This window comes from Microbacterium sp. Root322 (genome assembly GCF_001425645.1).
In the GTDB taxonomy this organism is placed as follows: domain Bacteria; phylum Actinomycetota; class Actinomycetes; order Actinomycetales; family Microbacteriaceae; genus Microbacterium; species Microbacterium maritypicum.
In genome coordinates, this window is record NZ_LMCS01000003.1 from 202,759 (window position 1) to 219,680 (window position 16,922).

Genomic DNA, 16,922 nt, shown 5'->3' on the forward strand with positions numbered 1-16,922 from the left:
ATCAATCGGCGTAAATCCAGGAGGCGGCGAGTCGTGTGATGCGATAATGTGAACGCAAACACTCGTGCTTGGAGCGCTATGCCTGACCTTCTCGCCTCGGCTTTCGACGGCTCTTCCGTTGCCGTCGATGCCCCGGCCGCCGCGTCGCCGATCGGCGCGCCCACCCTGACCTGGCGCGACGGGGAGATCCTCCGCGACGGCGTCGCCCACCGCATCCTCGCGGGCTCGATCCACTACTTCCGGGTGCATCCCGACCAGTGGGAGGACCGCCTGCGCCGACTCGCCGCGATGGGCGCGAACACTGTCGACACGTATGTCGCCTGGAACTTCCACGAGCGCGTCGAGGGCGACGTGCGCTTCGACGGGTGGCGCGACATCGAGCGCTTCATCCGCCTCGCCGGGGACATCGGCCTGGACGTGTTCCTCCGGCCCAGTCCCTACATCTGCGCCGAGTGGTCCAACGGCGGAATCCCGTCCTGGCTCTCGGGGCGCGTCGCGGCGCTGCGCACCAGCGATGCCGGCTTCCTCGCCGCGGTCGACGCCTGGTACGACGAGCTGATCCCCCGGCTCGTCCCGCTCCAGGCCTCGCACGGCGGTCCGATCGTCGCGATCCAGATCGAGAACGAGTACGGTTCGTTCGGCAGCGATGCCGCCTACCTGGCGCACCTGCGCGAGGGGCTCCGCTGTCGCGGGATGGTCGAGATGCTCACGACCGCCGACGGCATCACGGGCGACATGATCGAGCACGGCAGCGTTCCCGGAGCCATGGCGACGTTCACGTTCGGCACCGGCGTGGCCCGGGCCGTGGAGCTGCGTCGTGAGGGGGATGCGCTCATGTGCAGCGAGCTGTGGGGCGGCTGGTTCGACCACTGGGGCGAGCGGCACCATGTGCGCTCCGCCGCGAGCACCGGAGGGACGATCGAGGAACTGCTCGCCGCAGGCGGATCCGTGAGCCTGTACATGGCGCACGGTGGAACGAACTTCGGCCTCTGGAACGGGGCGAATCACGACCAGGTGCTGCAGCCCACCGTCACCAGCTACGACTCGGATGCCCCCATCGGCGAAGACGGAACGCTCAACGAGAAGTTCCACGCGCTGCGGGCGATGTTCGCGCCGTTCCACGCATCCGAGCTCCCTCCGGTTCCGGCAGACCCGCGGCGACAGGCCGCAGCGTCCGCACCGCTCGAGCAGCGAAGCTCCTTGCTGCAGCTGGTCGCCACTCTTCCCGTGACCGGAGAGGTCTCGCCGCGCCCGCGCACGTTCGACGAGCTCGGTGCCGAAGACGGCCTGGTCGTCTACGAGGCGGATGTCTCCTTCCCCGCCGATGCGACGCTCACGATCGACGGACTGCACGATCGTGCCGTGGTGTTCCTCGACGCGCAGGCGCTCGGGGTGCTCGAACGTGACGGCCAGACCTCCCTCGCTCTGCCCGTCGACGGCGGAGCGGGACGGCTCACGCTCGTCGTCGAGAGTCTCGGACGCATCAACTACGGCCCCTATACAGGGGAGGGCAAGGGCATCATGCGCGGCGTGATGATCGGTCGTCGGCTGGTCAACGGCTGGACGCATCGCGTGGTTCTCCAGGAAGCGCCGACCGTGGCGCCGGGCCTCGACCGATCAGCGGAGGCGTCAGACGGTGTCGCCGTCGCGTCCTTCGACATCGCCGAGCCGCTGGACGCCTGGCTCGCCTTCCCCGGGGGGTCGAAGGGGATGGTCTGGTTGAACGGCTTCCTGCTGGGGCGCTATTGGAAGGTCGGTCCGCAGGAGACGCTCTATGCGCCGGCGCCGCTCTGGAAGGTCGGACGCAACGAGGTCGTGGTGCTCGACACCGACGGCCTCGGCGCGACGGTCGAGATCCGCGACGAACCGTCGTTCGGGGAGACCGAGGAGTTCATCGGCTCCTGATCCGCTCTGTCGCATTCCGAGGCCCATCCTCCGCGCCGAGACCCATCGTCACCGGCGGCTGTGAGGGTGGGCCTCGGCGCTGAGTGTGGGTTTCGCCGCCGTAACGGTTCGAAGATGTTTGCGCTCGCTCGGTGAAAAGCCTTGATCTTAAGGCCATCGTGCGCATATTGTGATAGCGCAAACATCGATGAGGGTTGTCGATGATCATCTGCGACGCACCGGAGCGTCTGTGCTCCCGGCGTCACCCCGACCGAGAGGCAAGACGTGTCGAAACCTTCCCGACCGCCCCGCACCGCCGTCGCCCTCAGCTCCCTGCTGGCGACGGCGCTCGCATTCGGTGGCGTGCTCACTCAGGCGCCAGCCGCGCAGGCTGCCGACCTGATCCCGGTCCCCAAGGCCGACTACCGCCTGCACGCGGTGTCGAGCGAGTCGGACCCCTATCCGGCTCCGCCGTCCCTCGACGGCACGGCCCTGGGTGCGTTCGACGGAGATTTCGCGACGCAGTGGACATCGCGGTACTCCGCCAACGCCCCGTTCCCGCACTGGATCGTCGTCGATCTGCAACGGTCGCTCTCGGTGAAGGCCCTCGACTACTCGGGCAAGGTCGGCCAGCGCATCGACGCGAAGAGCGTCGAGGTCTATGTGACCGACGACGCCCAGGCCGCAGCCCTGTCCCCAGCGGAGGGCAGTTGGGGAGCTTCGGTCGCGACGGCGACTCTGCACGCGCCGACCGCGAACAGCGAGAAGCAGCGCATCTCGCTGGACACCGCCGTTGACGGTCGATATGTCGCCCTGCTGATCATCGATGCGCAGGACATGGCGGGCAACGGCGGTGGGGCCGGCGAGATCGAGGTTCTCTCCGACGAGCAGCTGCCGCCGATCGTCACCGAGCCCGAGATCCCCGACACCGATGAGACGGTCGAGATCGCCGACGGCGGCACGACCGCTGTCGTCTCGACGGAGTTCCCCCGCATCACCGGGTACCGAGTGGGCAGTGAGAGCATCGCCGGCCAGCGCTCCTCGGCGAAGACTTGGTCGGTCAACGGCACCGCCTACGCGTCGCAGACCACCTCGACGCCGTCGGCCACCGGAATCGACTACGTGTCGACGCTGACGGGCATCGACGTCACCGTGCGCAGCAGCATCCGCGTCGCGAAGGACGGCACCGTCGGGTTCGAGGTCACCGCGGTCGAGGGCACGGCGACCGTGACCACGCTCGGTCTCCCCGACAACGCCTTCCTCTCCGCGAGTGCCGCGGATGCCGGGTCGGTGCTCGATCGCACGGTGATCAGCCCCGACAGCACGAAGAACGCCGATGAGCACATCGCGGTGAACGCATCGACGGCGACCGGGCAGAAGGGTGCGGCCTTCGCATTCCTCGGCAACGGGGCTCTCGTGGGCAGCGTGATCACCAACGCGACCACCCAGGCCTCCGGCGGCACCGCATCGTGGAACACCCGCCTGACCACCCGTGTGACCGAGGCCGCAGGACGCACGGCCGAGATCGGCTCCAGCGCCTGGCTGATCCATCCGACCACCGCCGTCGACAGCCGGGTGACGACGTACGCCCTGCCCAAGGTGACCGTCCTCCTCGCCGCCGACCGCAACGCCGACGCGAGGGTCGACTGGCAGGATGCCGCGATCCGCTACCGCGAGGTCGACACCCCGCGTCTCGGAGCCGACCGGGTCGCCGAGCGCGTGGTCAGCCGCATCCCCTTCAACTTCGCCTCCAGCGCGACGAACTACTTCGACCTGGTGCTCGACAACACCAAGCGCATCGCGAACCAGACGGACGGTCTCGGCCAGTGGGTGCTCAACAAGGGCTACGGCAGTGAAGGCCACGACTCGGCGAACACCGACTACGGCGGGAACTACAACGAGCGCGCGGGCGGCCTCTCCGACCTGAACAACCTCGTCGACGAGGGCGCGAAGCTCAACGCCGACATGAGCGTGCACGTCAACGCCACCGAGATCTATCCGCAGGCGAACGCCTTCGACTCCGCGATCCTCGACGGCACGCCCCCGTACAAGCCGGGCTGGAACTGGCTCGACCAGTCGTACTACATCAACCAGCAGACCGACCTCGGAACCGGCCGGGTGCTCGACCGCTTCCAGCAGCTGCGCGACGAGGTCCCCGGCCTCAGCGGCGTCTACATCGACGTGTACTACTCCAACGGGTGGGTCGCCGAAGAGCTCGCGGACGAGCTGAACGGCATGGACCTCGAGGTCGCGACCGAGTGGGGCGACAAGTTCGTCGACAGCACGGTCTGGTCGCACTGGCCGAACGACCTGGCCTACGGAGGCAAGGACAACAAGGGCATCAACTCCACCATGGTGCGCTTCATCCAGAACGGGCAGACCGACGTCTGGAACGACGACGCCCTGCTCGGCCAGCAGCGACTGATCGACGCCGAGGGCTGGGTCGGCAACCGCAACTGGGACGGCTTCGTCGACAACATCTGGAAGCAGAGCCTGCCGACCAAGTTCCTGCAGCACTTCGACCTGCTCACCTACGAGGCGGGCGCCGAGGCGACCCTGACGGACGACGTGGCGGTGCGCATGGACGGCAGCACCAGGGTCATCACGATGGACGGTGCCACGGTGCTGCGCGGCGACTCGTACCTGCTGCCGTGGCAGTCGCTGGAGTCCAACGAGGACTCCGGCTCACCCGTCGACGCCGACAAGATGTACTTCTACTCGGCCTCCGGGGGAGACAAGACGTTCGGCCTCACCGAGGCCTTCCGCGGCAACACCGCCTTCGACGTGTTCGAGCTCGGCGACCAGGGGCGCGTCAAGATCGGCACGGTCGACGCGGCAGGCGGTGAGCTGACGCTCAGTGCAGAAAAGGGAACGGCCTACGTGGTGGTGCCCCAGGGCGGCGCGCAGCGTGCGGCCGTCGAGTACCGCGACGCCGGCCTCGACGACCCCGGGTTCAACTCCGGCTCGCTCGATGTCTGGAACCCGCAGGGGGATGTGACGATCGAGCGCACCGACCTGGGCAGCGCGAAGAACGACTCCCGGGGTGACAACATCGCCGTTCTCGGTGCATCCGCGTCGTCGATCTCGCAGACGGTGACCGGACTCACTCCCGGGCAGCGGTACGCGTTCTCCGCGCAGGTGCAGATCGACCCCACCGCCACCCGTGACGTGAGCGTTTCGGTCGACACCGGCTCCGGCGCGGTGACGCGCACCTGGAACCTCTCGCCGACGTACAACTACATGCGCGCCGACTCCAAGGCGGGCCAGTACTACCAGCGCGGCTCGACGTCGTTCCTGGCTCCGGCATCCGGTGAGGTCACCGTCTCCATCGGTGCCGTCGCGGGTGACGCGAAGGTCCGCATCGACAATGCCCGCGTCTCGGCCGACACCACGGCGCCGTTCGCGGCCGGCACGGTGTACTCGAACGATTTCGAGGGCAACGAGGCCGGCTGGGGGCCGTTCGTGAAGGGCGACGCCAACGGCATCGACGACCCGCGCACGAGCATCTCGCGCCGGCACGACCCGTATGCGAGCAGCGACTGGCGCAACACCGCCAAGCCGTTCGATGCCGGCCCCCTCGCGGGGCTCGCGGTGGACACGACGCTCAACGGCGATCACTCGCTCATGTCGCACTCCGAGAACAACGGAGTCGTCTACCGCACCGACCCGACGCTCGTTCCGCTGCAGGAGGGACACTCCTACCGCATCGGGTTCGACTACCAGGTCGGAGCGAGCGGTGCGTACCGCTGGCTGACCGGAACCGACGCGGTGGCTGGCGGCACGGTCACCTCGACCACGCTCAGCCGCACCGGGATGACGCAGGCGCTGGAGACGACGGAGTTCACGCAGGACGTGATCGTCGGATGCGGCGACTACACCTGGGTGGGACTCGAGCGCGTCGGGGGACCGGACGTGGACTTCGTGCTGGACGACTTCACGGTCACCGACCTCGGCCCCACGACCGGCGGCACTCCCTGCGCGACGGTGTCCGGCGAAGCGGGTGTGCTGAGCCCCGGTGCGCAGACAGCGTTCACGACCACCTTCACCAACAGCGAGTCCATCGCCGTCGAGAACATCGGCGTGCAGCTCGAGGTGCCGGAGGGCTACGCGGTCGAGGTCGCCGACGGCTCGTCGAACCTGTTCGGCGAGGTCGCGGCCGGCGACAGTGTGGAGACCACCTGGCTGGTCACCGCACCGGCCGCGGCCGCGGGAACGACCGTCGGCATCCGGATCGCCGCGACGTACCTCGCAGACTGCGATGTGCGCTCGGTCACCACCACCCAGGAGGTGTCGGTGTCCTCGCGAGCCCGCATCCCCAACTCGCAGATCTCCGTGACGGCGAGCTCCGAGGAGACGTCGGGTGAAGACGGTGCGGCCGCGAACATGCTCGACGGCAACGCCGGCACGTTCTGGCACAGTCGGTGGAGTTCGGCGGCGACGTCGTACCCGCACGTGGTGACGTTCGACCTCGGCGCCGCCGAGCAGGTCGACGGCATCTCGTACCTGCGCCGCGGTGCCAACCAGAACGGTCCGATCAAGGGCTACGAGGTCGCGGTGTCGACCGACGGACAGACGTACACCCCCGTCGCCTCGGGAGAGTGGAAGAACGCCGCCGAGTGGCAGGACGTGGACTTCGCGGAGACCACGGCCCGCTACATCCGGGTGACCGCCACCTCGTCGATCTCGGGGACGCAGTTCGCGGCCGTCGCGGAGATGGCCGTGTACGGTTCGTCGGCCCCTCAGGACGGTCACGCACCCGAGACGCGTCCCGACGACGACCTGAGCGACTGCAACCCGGTGATCGATCCGAAGCTCGGACTCGACGCCGACGCGGTGCGTGCCGGGGAGACGGTGGGCATGGCGCTCACGGGCTTCGGCCCGGGAACGACGGTGTCGGTCTGGCTCGACGATGTGAAGCTGACGGATGCCTCGGTCGACGCCAAGGGCGCGTTGACGACGCGTCTGCTGATCCCGGCGAACACGCAGCTCGGAAAGCACCGAGTGATCGTGCAGGATGCGGCGGGTACGGAGCTGGCCAGCGCTTCGGTGAAGGTCGAGAAGGCGAAGCCCGGGAAGAAGGCGACCGTCACCCCCTCCATCGGATCTGTGGCGGCCGGGGCGACCCTGACCGTGCAGCTGAGCGGCTTCGAGCCCGACGCTCTGGTGCAGCTCTGGCTGCACTCCGAGCCGGTGCGCATCGGGGAGCTGACCATGTCTGCCGACGGTGAGGCCGTGGCGACCGTCACGATCCCCGCGGCGACACCCGCCGGCGCACACGCGCTCGTCGCGACCGACGCGCAGGGTGTCGAGCTGGCGCGCGGCGACCTCGCGGTCACTGCGGCGGCGGGAAACGGCAACCTGGCGACCACCGGCGCGGAGGGGCCGATCTGGGCTGGTGCGGCTCTCGCGGCCCTGCTCGCGATGGGTCTCGGTCTGGGGCTCTGGCTGCGGAGGCGCCGCCACAGCTGATCCGCTGATGCAGAACGGCCCGGAGGGGAATCCTCCGGGCCGTTCTGCTGCGCGCGCGGACGCGGCTTCCTGCACGACAGGGCCCGGTATCGGGTTCTCCCGATTCTCCGGTGCGCCACCCCCGTGCCGTGCGGCGAGAACACGCGAGGAATCAAGATGGTCCCCATAGCCGAACGAGAGGAACGCATGCATACTGAAAGCATGCCCAACGTGCTGATCCGTGACCTCGATCCGACGATCCACTCGGTCCTCGCGGCACGCGCGGAAGCACGGGGGCAGTCGCTGCAGCAGTACCTGACATCTGAGCTGGCGCTCCTCGCGTCCCGCCCCACTGTTCCTGAACTCTTGGCCGCTCTCGGGGAGAGACCTGCTGCACCGGCCATCTCGCCGGAGGCGATCGTCGCGGCGATCAGAGAGGGGCGAGACGACCGATGATCGTCGTCGACGCCTCCGTCGTGGTCGACGCGCTCTGCAACGTCGGTTCGAGCTCTTCACTTCACCGACGACTGGCCGATGAAGTGCTGCTCGCTCCCGATCTGCTTCCCGTCGAGGTGGCATCCGCGTTGCGCGGCTTGAACCGTGGAGGAGAGCTGACCGATGACGCGCTCGAGGCCGCCGCCGTCGACCTCTCGCGGCTGCAGGTCGAGCTGTACCCCACGCTGCCCCTCATCCCGCGCATTCTGGCGCTCCGCCAGAACGTGACGGCCTACGACGCGGCCTATGTCGCGCTCGCGAGCGTGTTCGGTTGCCCGTTGATCACGCATGACCGAAGGCTCGCGCGCGCGGCCTCCGGTCATTGCGTTGTCGAGGTGCCAGGGGACTCCGGTTGAAGGGTCAGCCCTTCACGGCGCCGGCGGCGAGGCCGGAGCGCCAGTACTTCTGCAGGGCGAAGAACAGCAGCACGAGCGGGATCACTCCGAGCAGCGCGCCCAGCATGACCGCGCCCTTGTCGGGGGCGAAGTAGCTCACCATGCCGTAGAGGCCGAGGGTCACGGGCTTCAGATCCTGACTCGAGATCATCATGAGCGGCAGCAGGAAGTTGTTCCACGTGGCCACGAAGATGAACAGGAAGATCGTCACCATCGCCGGACCCAGCAGGCGCATCACGATCGTGAAGAAGATGCGCGCCTCGCCGGCGCCGTCGATGCGGGCGGCCTCGAGCAGTTCGGTCGGCACCGATGATTGCGCGTAGACCATGCCGAGGAAGACGCCGAACGGCGATACCGCCGACGGGATGATGATCGCCCAGACGGTGTTGGTCAGTCCGAGGGCCTGGAACTCGATGTACAGCGGGACGGTCAGCAGCGCCACGGGGAGCAGCAGCCCCGCCATGATCACGCCCACGGCGATGCGCTTGCCGGGGAATGCGAACTTCGCGATCGCGTAGCCGGCCATCACGGCGAACAGGGTGCCGATGACGCCTGCGCTCACGGAGTACAGCATCGAGTTGCCCACCCAGCGCCAGAACAGTCCCTGCGTCCAGCTCATCAGGCTGTCGTAGTTGGTGTCGAGGTTCCAGCCGGCGAACCAGAAGCCGAAGGTCGAGGTGAGGTCGGTGTTGTTCTTCGTCGAGGCGACGATGAGCCAGTACACCGGCACCAGGAAGTACAGCGTGGCGATGACGAGCGCGATGATGCCGAGCGCGCGCGCGAGCGGGGTGGGCGCGATCGAGGGCGGCGGAGCATCCACATCGCGCGGACGGCGAGGGCGTCGACGTGTGGATGCCTCGGTGGTGATGAGGCGCGTGGTGGTCATGCGTCGCCCTTCCGGCGCTGCAGCAGCGCGTACACGATCGCGAGCACACCCGCGATCAGAGCCATGAGCAGCGAGTAGGCCGATGCCGGACCGCTGCCGGACGGTGAGATCTCGCCCATCATCGTGTTGTAGGTGAGCATCATGGGGGTGAAGTCCTTGCCCATCCACGAGTTCGCGGCTTGCAGCACCACCGGCTCGTTGAACAGCTGGATGGTGCCGATGATCGACAGCAGCACCGCCAGGAGTGCGGCTCCCCGCACCAGCGGCACCTTGATGCGCATCGAGATCTGGAAGCCGGAGGCTCCGTCGAGGCGGGCCGCTTCATACAGATCGCGCGGAACGGCCTGCAACGCCGACAGGAAGATGAGCATGTTGTAGCCCGTGTAGGTCCAGGTCGTCATGTTCGCCATCGAGAACAGGATCGTGCCCGGCGCCATGAAGTCGGTGCCCTCGGGCAGGAACGGCAGGAAGGGCGACACCTCCGGTGTGTACAGATAGAGCCACATCATCGCCGCGATGATGCCGGGAACCGCGTACGGGAGGAAGAAGGAGAGGCGGAACAGCGTCGGGCGACGCACGATGAACGAGTCCAGCAGCAGCGCGAGTCCGAGGGCGACGAGGATCATGACGGGGATCTGCAGGGCCGCGTAGAGGACCACGCGCCCCATGCCGGTCCAGAAGGCTCCGTTGGTCGCGGCGGTGACGAAGTTCTCGAGCCCGACGAACGTGTCGACGAGCTCGCCGCCGCCGTAGAGTCCATCCCCTGCCGGCACCTGCGCGAAGAACGACGAGCGGATCGAGACGATGATCGGCACCAGGAAGACCAGCACGAACAGCACGGCGAACGGCGCCATGAACAGCCATCCCGTGAGGCCTTCGCGTCGGGTCCCGAACCGGCGCCGGCGGGTGGGGCCCGCGGGTATGCGCGCTGTCGGCGCCGGTGCCGCACCTCGCGTTTCGGTCACTGTGACCATGGTGTCGCCTCTCGATGTCAAGACGACGGCGGAGTGCACGATTGCGCGTGCACTCCGCCGTCGATCATCCGATGATGCCTTCTCGTCGACTCACTCCGCGACCGGGAGGCCGAGGTCCTTCAGCGAGGACACCGCGGTGTCCTGAGCCGTGGTGAAGATGTCGGCGACCGATGCGGTGCCGGCGACGGCTGCCGCGGCAGTCTCGTTCATCTTCGACAGCGTCGAGAAGCCCGGTGCATACGGGAAGTCGGGGTTCAGATCTCCGGTCGCGGTGGCGAGCTCGGCGAGCACATCCTGGCCGCCGAACTGACGCAGCATCTTCTCGGGGGTCTCCACCTCGCCCTTGGCGGCGACGACGAGGCCCTGCGACGCGAGGTCGTCGACCTGCGTGTTGAACCAGTCGTTGAACTCCATGGCCTCGGCGGGGTGCTCGCACCCCTTCATCACCGAGACGCCGGAGCCCCCGTCGGGGCCGCTCATGGCGCCTGCGCCGAAGTCGGGGAGCTGGGCGACGCGCCACTGCCCCTCGGCCGGCGTGCCGTCGAGCGAGTCGAGGAGGAACCCGGCTTCCCACGCGGCTCCGACGTGGCCGATGAGGCTGCCGTCGTTGAGCGCGGCGGTGAAGCCCTCGCCCCACCGCTCGGTCGCGAGGGTCTGCTTGCCGTCGAGGACGCCTTGCCAGAACGCGGCGACGCGCTCGGAGCCTGCTCCCTCGGCGTCGACCTTCCACTCGTCGCCGGCGGTGGTGAACCAGGTGTCGCCCGCCGCGGCCGACTGGGCGGAGAGCCAGTTCTGCGCCTCGTCGGGCGTGAAGGCCGTGACGTACTTGCCGGCGGCTGCGGCCGTGGCGGAGTCAGCCGTCAGGTCGTCGAGCGTCTTCGGTGCGTCGAGGCCCAGCGCCTGGAACTCGGCTTCGTTGTAGAAGTAGACGAGGGGGCCGGTGTCCTGCGGGAGGCCCACGATGGCGTCGCCGACCTTCATGCCGCTGAAGGCTCCGGCGGAGAAGTTGTCCTCGTACTTCTTGGCCTCATCGGCGACGTCCTGCAGCAGTCCCTTCACGAACAGCTGCGGCACCTCCGAGTAGCCGGTCTGTGCGAGGCAGGGCCCGTTGCCGGCCTTCACGTCGGTCTCGAGCTTGAGGATCATGTCGCTCGACTTGCCGTCGAACTTCGTCGCCTTCACCTGGATGTCGGGGTGCTCGGCGTTCCAGCGGTCGACGATCTCGGACGCCGGCGTCATGCCCTCGCCGTCGGGGAGACGGTGCAGGTACTCGATCGTGATGGGTTCGCCGCTGGCGCCGCTGTCACCGGAATCGCCGGATGAGCAGGCGGCGAGGCCGAAGGCCGACACCGCGCCGACCGCGACGATCGCGGCAGTGCGGGTGAAGCGAGGGGTGATTGCCATGCTGTTCTCCTCTTTGAGGTCATGTTCCTGCGGATCGCCCTGGGCGGGGGAGTGACGCCGAGGCGCCGTCGATCACATGCACATCAAATCAGAAAATGTTTGCGCTCACAACCCCGGGATGATCACAACACAGCCGCACTCGTGCCGCTGAAAGGGAGCGCTGACATACCTCGTCGAGGCACTCGAGGATCACGCCAGGTGCGCGCGGACCTCGTCACCGACGCGGATCACTCCGCCGCCGGGGGTCGAGCCGTCATCCGACGGCGTCCAGCCGGGCAGCAGCAGGCGTCCGAGGGTCGGTTCCTGCTGCGCGAGCGCTCCCGTGAGAGTGGTGAGCACCTTCGCGTCGCGCACGCCGGTGTCGGGATTCGCATGGGTCGCGAGGCAGCGCACGATGGGGCCGGCGGTCTGGAAGGTGAGATCGCCGATGCACACCTCGCCGGTCCACTCGAGCTCCTGCCACGCAGCGGCGTCGTCGATCACGATGTTCGAGCGGAAGCGCCGGTCGTCGATGCCCATCCCGAGCGCTTCTCCCAGTGCGCGGACGCTGCCTCGGCCATGCACCGAGACGTAGCCGCGCGCGCGGTCGTGGAAGCGAGGCGTCTGCCCGTCGCCGACGAGCACGAGCGGGAGCCGGCCTGGCCGACGAAGGCGGCGCCCCTCCGGGGTCGCGAGGACGAACTCGGAGAGAGCATCCGCGAGATCGCGCCGTCCCTGTGCGTCGAGGTCGGCCTCCACGAGAGTCGCGCCGGCGTGCTCGATGCGGATGCGCCGCGTCTCGTCGTCATAGCGGGTGTGCAGCGCGGCGAGCCCGGGGAAGTCCTGCAGGGCGAGTCCCTTGGCCTTGGGCCAGTGATCGACGCCGTCGCGGTGCTCCGGCTCAGCGGCATCCGCGAATCGGAACGCCAGCACGCGGTCGCCGGCGACTCTGCCGTCGGGGTGCACGGTCAGGGAGTCGCGGTGCTCGGGAGTGAGACCCTTGATCGGGTGGCGATAGAGGGAGACGACGCGTGCCATGAGGAGATCCTCTCAGCTGCCGAACCCCGCGCACGACGAATGAAGCACTGGTGCCGAGATTGTCTCCTCGGCACCAGGCCACGACGAAACACCCGCACCACGTGCGGGTGTGACGAACAGAGGGGCGGTCAGGCCTTCTCTAGTTCGTCCTCGTCTTCGTCGGCATAGTCATCGGCCCACTTGTCGACATATGCGTCTTCGTCGGTCGGGTGAGCCAACTCGCGCTCGAGAGCGGAGTAGTTCACCGACGGACTGTACGCCTTGAGTTCGCGGGCGATCTTGGTGTGTTTCGCCTTCTGACGGCCACGGCCCATGCGCGAGACCCCCTCACGAGTTAAGCGGCGGGTTTGAAGGCCCGCGGCATTTTTCACGACACCGGTCTAAAGCCGGTAAGAGTAGCATTCAGAATAGCACGCGGGTAAGACCCTCTGGCCGACGCCAGGCAGGTGAAGGGAACGATCTCCATGACCGACAACACCTCTACTCCCTCCGACGAGGCCGCACAGAACGCGGCGCTGCAGAAAGCCGTCATCGTCGGCATGCAGGTCGACCAGGATCGGCACGTGATCGACGAGGCTGTCCGCTACGCGCGATTGCTGAGCGCGCCGCTGGTCGTCGCGCACGTCGACGTCACGCGCTTCGTGACGTACGAGGACCCGGACGGCTACGTCCATTCGGCTCCGATCGACATCAACTTCGACGCCGGTGCCGCGGAGTTCGAGGCGGTCGAGGCCACGGCCGCCCGGCTTCTGGCGGGGACCGACATCACCTGGACGGCTCGGCAGCTGGTCGGTGACCCGGCCCTGGCCATCAAGCAGCTCGCCAACAAGCTCGACGCCCAGCTGATCGTCGTCGGCACGCGCAAACGCGGCATCGGCGAGTCGATCAGGGAGTTCTTCACCGGATCGGTCGCCGCACGTCTTGCGCACCGACAGCATCGTTCGATCCTGGTCGTGCCGCTCGGCGAGTCGGTGCCGGACGAGCAGAAGGAGATCTGGCCCGAGCAGTAGCGGGCGGTTCCGAACACAGAAGAGGCCCCGCAGGCGTATCGCCTGCGGGGCCTCTTCTGTGTATGTCACCCCCTGTGGATGACGATGCCGTGACGTCGTGCCGACGGTGCGGGGTGCAAGACCGGCGCGGCGCCGAGCGACGGCTGCGTCATCGGAGAGGAAGGCTCTGTCCGGGGCGGGGTCTCTTCCGGCCGCGGAGACGCTGCGGCGCGGGTCGACCCGCTCACGACCGGGAAGCGCTCAGGGCGACCGTCACGCCGCGTGCCGCAGTGTCCAGTGCCGTCTCGAGCTCGGTCACGACCGACGGCGACAGCGTGCCGCCCTTGGCGATATGGGTGCGCAGGTCGGTGCGCACCCTGGCTCGGAAGGCGTTGATCACGGCGTCGGCACGGTGCATCTCCTCGCGGCTGACGAGACGGGAATCGTCGGTCGCCGTACGAGGCCGGTTCTTCGCCGCCGCGCGCTCGCCCTTCTCTGCCGCGGCCAGGTCGGCGCGCAGACTCTTCATCGCGTCTTGCACGCTCTGTCGCACCTCGCTCGCGATCAGGCGTACCGAGTCGGTGAGCCCGGCCTCGATGCCGGCGAGGTCGCCCTCGCGAGAGGCGAGCTCAGCCCTGCCGGCATCGGTGATGGAGTAGATCGTGGTGCGACCGTCGACGGTCTTGGTGACCAGGCCCTCCTCCTCGAGCTTCGCGAGCCGCGGGTAGATGGTGCCGGCGCTGGGCGTGTAGGTGCCGCCGGTGCGATCGGTGAGCGACTGGATGATGCCGTACCCGTGCTGCGGCGCCTCGGCGAGGAGCGAGAGCAGGTACAGGCGCAGATCGCCGTGGGAGAAGACGGCGGGGCTCATGCTTCCCACTCCTCGTCTTCCGTGATCGATGCCGGCGTGCGACGGAGCACGGTGACCCCGCCCGAGACGGAGTTCGCGCGCAGGTCGACGAATCGTCCGGCGAGCTCTCCGGTCGTGCCGGTGTAGTTGCTGGGGCCCGAGGTGCTGCGCTCGACGCCGTCGATCAGCAGACGTCCGCTCAGGGAGCGGATGACGTAGTTCGCGGCCAGTGACTCGTCGAGGCGCACGGTGGTGCCGCCGGAGACCGAGTTGACGTTGATGGTGTTCACGTCGCCCGCGGCATCGACCAGCGTGGAGCCGGACACGATGTCGACGGTCGCACGGCGCACGGTGCCTGTGACGGCCACGTCGCCTGAGACGCTGTTCGCGGTGATCGAGCCGGTGAGGCCGCGCACCTGTACGTCGCCGGAGACGGAGTTGACCGTGAGGTCGCCGATCAGGGTGTCGACGATGATGTCGCCGGACACGGTGTTGAGCCTGGCGTCGTTGCGGAGTCCGGAGACCAGCGCGCCGGCGCTGACGACGCCGAGGTTCAGGGCGATCGCGCGGGGGACCGCCACGCTCACCTCGGCGCGGGGGCCGCCGGAGCCGAAGTTGCGGAACACCTCGAGGAAGTTGTCCCAACCCAGCTGCGGGTGGTCGATCTCGACCTCGCCGTCGTGCGCCTCGACGCGCAGGTCTTTGGTGGTGACGCCGTGCACCTCGATGCGGATGCCCGGTTCGTCGTGGGCGATGATGTCGACCTGTCCGCCGACGAGGCCCACCTTGAGGCGGGTGACGGATTCGATGTCGATGACGCGTTCCTCGCCGGGGGCGATGAGCCACTTCTCGGTCATGTCTGCTTCTCCTGGGTTGAGGGTCACGATATATCGTGTGTTGCCACAATAACACGATATATCTCGATCCTGTCAACCCCCTCTTCCGGTGCGGGCGCATCGCCGCGACGGCCGCGCGTCCGTCCGAGCGCCGATGGGCCGACCGGTAGTCTTCGACGGAAGGACTTCGAGGGGAGAAGATGTGGCAGGGCGATCGACGAAGCAGCCCATCGCCGACCGAATGTACGAGGTGCTGCTGCACCAGTTCATGTCGGGCGAGCGGGCGGCGGGGCAGAGCCTGAACATCGGAGCCCTCTCGCGTGAGCTGGATGTCAGTCAGACACCCCTGCGTGAGGCGCTGGCGCGGCTGGAGCACACCGGGCTCGTTCAGCGCGAGGCGTTGCGAGGCTACCGGGTGGCCCCGGTCATGACGCGCGACGAGGTGGAGCAGCTGGGCGAGGCCCGCGTGCTGCTGGAGCCCCGTCTCGCCTACGAAGCCGCGCAGCGCACGACCCCCGAATTCCTGGAAGGCCTGCGCGAGGCGGTGGAGGACTTCCGGCGCTCGGCCGAGGTCGCCGACACCGAGACCGAGGGTTTCGATCTCTACTGGCGCAGCGATGCGCGCTTCCACATGATGATCGCGGCGCAGTCCGGCAACGCCTTCCTGGAGATGTCGTACGCGGCACTCGGTGGGCAGATCCAGCGGTTCCGTCTGTTCTCGAAGTTCGGACGCACGGGCGCCGTGAGTGCCGCGCCGGAGCATGACGCGGTCTATCAGGCGATCGTCGCCGGTGACGCGGAAGGTGCGGCCGCAGCGATGAGGCACCACATCATCGGTGCCACCGAACGGCTTCTGGAGGCCTGAGCGGCGGAGGGGCTCCGCGGAGCCCGGGAGCTGTCGGTTCTCGTGGATTGCGCTATACTATTTTTTGTGAGCGCGCAGAATGAGGGCACCATGTCGGCGTCGACGACCGGGTCAGCAGGATCATCCGGGTACGTCGCACGTCCGCTCGTCGAGGGCTTCCCCGGCAAGTCGAGCTCTCACGGCGCCTTCGGCTGGAGCAGCCTGTGGCTGCTCGACGACGGTGTGCGGCGAGTGCTCATCGATGCCGGTCAGCCCGCGTACATCCCCCTCATCCACGCCGGCCTCGAGCGGTACGGACTGACCACGGACGACGTGACGGACGTGCTGTTGACGCACATGCACTGGGACCACGTCTCGAACTTCCCGATGTTCGCCAACGCGACCACCTGGGTGGGGGAGCGCGAGCTGCGCTGGGCCGCGGAGCAGCCGTCCGGCACCCCTTTCCTCCCCGACCTCCACGTGCAGGAGCTGCTTCGCCGCACCGATCGGGTCGGGCGCATGACAGCGGGCCAGGAGGTTCTCCCCGGCATCCACGCCATCGACAGCGCCGGGCACACCCCGCATCACCTCGCCTTCTATCTCGAGCGCGCCGACGAGAAGCGCGTGTTCGCCGGCGATGCGGTGAAGAACCTGTACGAGCTCGCCTCAGGACGGGTCGACTCCACGCTCGACCTCGACGCCAGCGCGGCGACGATCGTCGCGATGCGCTCGCTGCTCACCGACACCGGAGCCAACCTCGTGCCAGGGCACGACGTGGAACTGCGATGGGAGGACGGCGAGGTGCGTCGCCGGCACGCCGCGAGGGCCGCGATCGGATTCTTCGCCGACGCATCGACGGGTGAACAGGACCGCAGCATCGGCTGACAGCCGAGCGCGCAA

At 68.1% G+C, this 16,922-nt stretch carries 14 protein-coding genes; 7 read left to right on the plus strand and 7 right to left on the minus strand.

Annotated elements, in window-relative coordinates:
- The first annotated feature begins 78 nt into the window (after window positions 1-78).
- From ASC55_RS13375 to ASC55_RS13390, 4 genes are all read left to right on the plus strand, one after another.
- Window positions 79-1,905 (plus strand): glycoside hydrolase family 35 protein, encoded by a 1,827-nt coding sequence (locus ASC55_RS13375; protein WP_082524359.1) that lies wholly within the window; start codon window positions 79-81, stop codon window positions 1,903-1,905.
- 264 nt (window positions 1,906-2,169) lie between these two features.
- A complete protein-coding gene (locus ASC55_RS13380) occupies window positions 2,170-7,353 on the plus strand; it encodes an endo-alpha-N-acetylgalactosaminidase family protein (RefSeq protein WP_055876552.1) in 5,184 nt (1,727 codons plus the stop codon).
- 201 nt (window positions 7,354-7,554) lie between these two features.
- A complete protein-coding gene (locus ASC55_RS13385) occupies window positions 7,555-7,788 on the plus strand; it encodes a FitA-like ribbon-helix-helix domain-containing protein (RefSeq protein WP_055876555.1) in 234 nt (77 codons plus the stop codon).
- The gene (locus tag ASC55_RS13390; protein WP_055869415.1) at window positions 7,785-8,183 is read left to right on the plus strand and encodes a type II toxin-antitoxin system VapC family toxin; all 399 of its coding nucleotides are present in this window, start codon (window positions 7,785-7,787) and stop codon (window positions 8,181-8,183) included. The genes ASC55_RS13385 and ASC55_RS13390 overlap by 4 nt, the downstream gene beginning before the upstream one ends.
- 4 nt (window positions 8,184-8,187) lie before the next feature.
- On the opposite strand, the gene ASC55_RS13395 is transcribed toward ASC55_RS13390, so the two are convergent.
- From ASC55_RS13395 to ASC55_RS13415, 5 genes are all read right to left on the minus strand, one after another.
- Complete coding sequence (locus tag ASC55_RS13395; protein ID WP_055876558.1) at window positions 8,188-9,108, minus strand: carbohydrate ABC transporter permease; 921 nt, start codon at window positions 9,106-9,108, stop codon at window positions 8,188-8,190.
- On the minus strand, window positions 9,105-10,082 hold the full coding sequence (locus ASC55_RS13400; protein WP_157559468.1) for a carbohydrate ABC transporter permease: 978 nt from the start codon (window positions 10,080-10,082) through the stop codon (window positions 9,105-9,107). Before ASC55_RS13400 ends, ASC55_RS13395 begins: the two co-directional genes overlap by 4 nt.
- A gap of 90 nt (window positions 10,083-10,172) precedes the next feature.
- Entirely contained in the window at window positions 10,173-11,486 is a 1,314-nt protein-coding gene (locus ASC55_RS13405) for an ABC transporter substrate-binding protein (RefSeq protein ID WP_055876561.1), read from the minus strand.
- Window positions 11,487-11,675: 189 nt separating this feature from the next.
- The gene (locus ASC55_RS13410) at window positions 11,676-12,503 is read right to left on the minus strand and encodes an MOSC domain-containing protein (RefSeq protein WP_055876563.1); all 828 of its coding nucleotides are present in this window, start codon (window positions 12,501-12,503) and stop codon (window positions 11,676-11,678) included.
- Between the two features lie 128 nt (window positions 12,504-12,631).
- Window positions 12,632-12,817: a DUF3073 domain-containing protein gene (locus tag ASC55_RS13415; RefSeq protein WP_017204296.1), complete on the minus strand. Its 186-nt coding sequence runs from the start codon at window positions 12,815-12,817 to the stop codon at window positions 12,632-12,634.
- A gap of 150 nt (window positions 12,818-12,967) precedes the next feature.
- Here ASC55_RS13415 and ASC55_RS13420 point away from each other — a divergent pair, with 150 nt between their 5' ends.
- Window positions 12,968-13,513 (plus strand): universal stress protein, encoded by a 546-nt coding sequence (locus ASC55_RS13420; RefSeq protein ID WP_055869427.1) that lies wholly within the window; start codon window positions 12,968-12,970, stop codon window positions 13,511-13,513.
- A gap of 223 nt (window positions 13,514-13,736) precedes the next feature.
- On the opposite strand, the gene ASC55_RS13425 is transcribed toward ASC55_RS13420, so the two are convergent.
- Both ASC55_RS13425 and ASC55_RS13430 read right to left on the minus strand, forming a co-directional pair.
- Complete coding sequence (locus tag ASC55_RS13425) at window positions 13,737-14,363, minus strand: PadR family transcriptional regulator (protein ID WP_055869430.1); 627 nt, start codon at window positions 14,361-14,363, stop codon at window positions 13,737-13,739.
- The gene (locus ASC55_RS13430; protein WP_017831342.1) at window positions 14,360-15,199 is read right to left on the minus strand and encodes a DUF4097 family beta strand repeat-containing protein; all 840 of its coding nucleotides are present in this window, start codon (window positions 15,197-15,199) and stop codon (window positions 14,360-14,362) included. Before ASC55_RS13430 ends, ASC55_RS13425 begins: the two co-directional genes overlap by 4 nt.
- A gap of 181 nt (window positions 15,200-15,380) precedes the next feature.
- Between ASC55_RS13430 and ASC55_RS13435 the strand changes: the two genes are divergently transcribed.
- Both ASC55_RS13435 and ASC55_RS13440 read left to right on the plus strand, forming a co-directional pair.
- Window positions 15,381-16,043 carry a GntR family transcriptional regulator gene (locus tag ASC55_RS13435; protein WP_235563381.1) on the plus strand — a complete coding sequence of 221 codons (663 nt, stop codon included), beginning with the start codon at window positions 15,381-15,383 and terminating at the stop codon, window positions 16,041-16,043.
- Between the two features lie 66 nt (window positions 16,044-16,109).
- Window positions 16,110-16,907, plus strand: a complete 798-nt coding sequence (locus tag ASC55_RS13440) for an MBL fold metallo-hydrolase (RefSeq protein ID WP_235563382.1) — start codon at window positions 16,110-16,112, stop codon at window positions 16,905-16,907.
- Window positions 16,908-16,922: the final 15 nt, after the last annotated feature.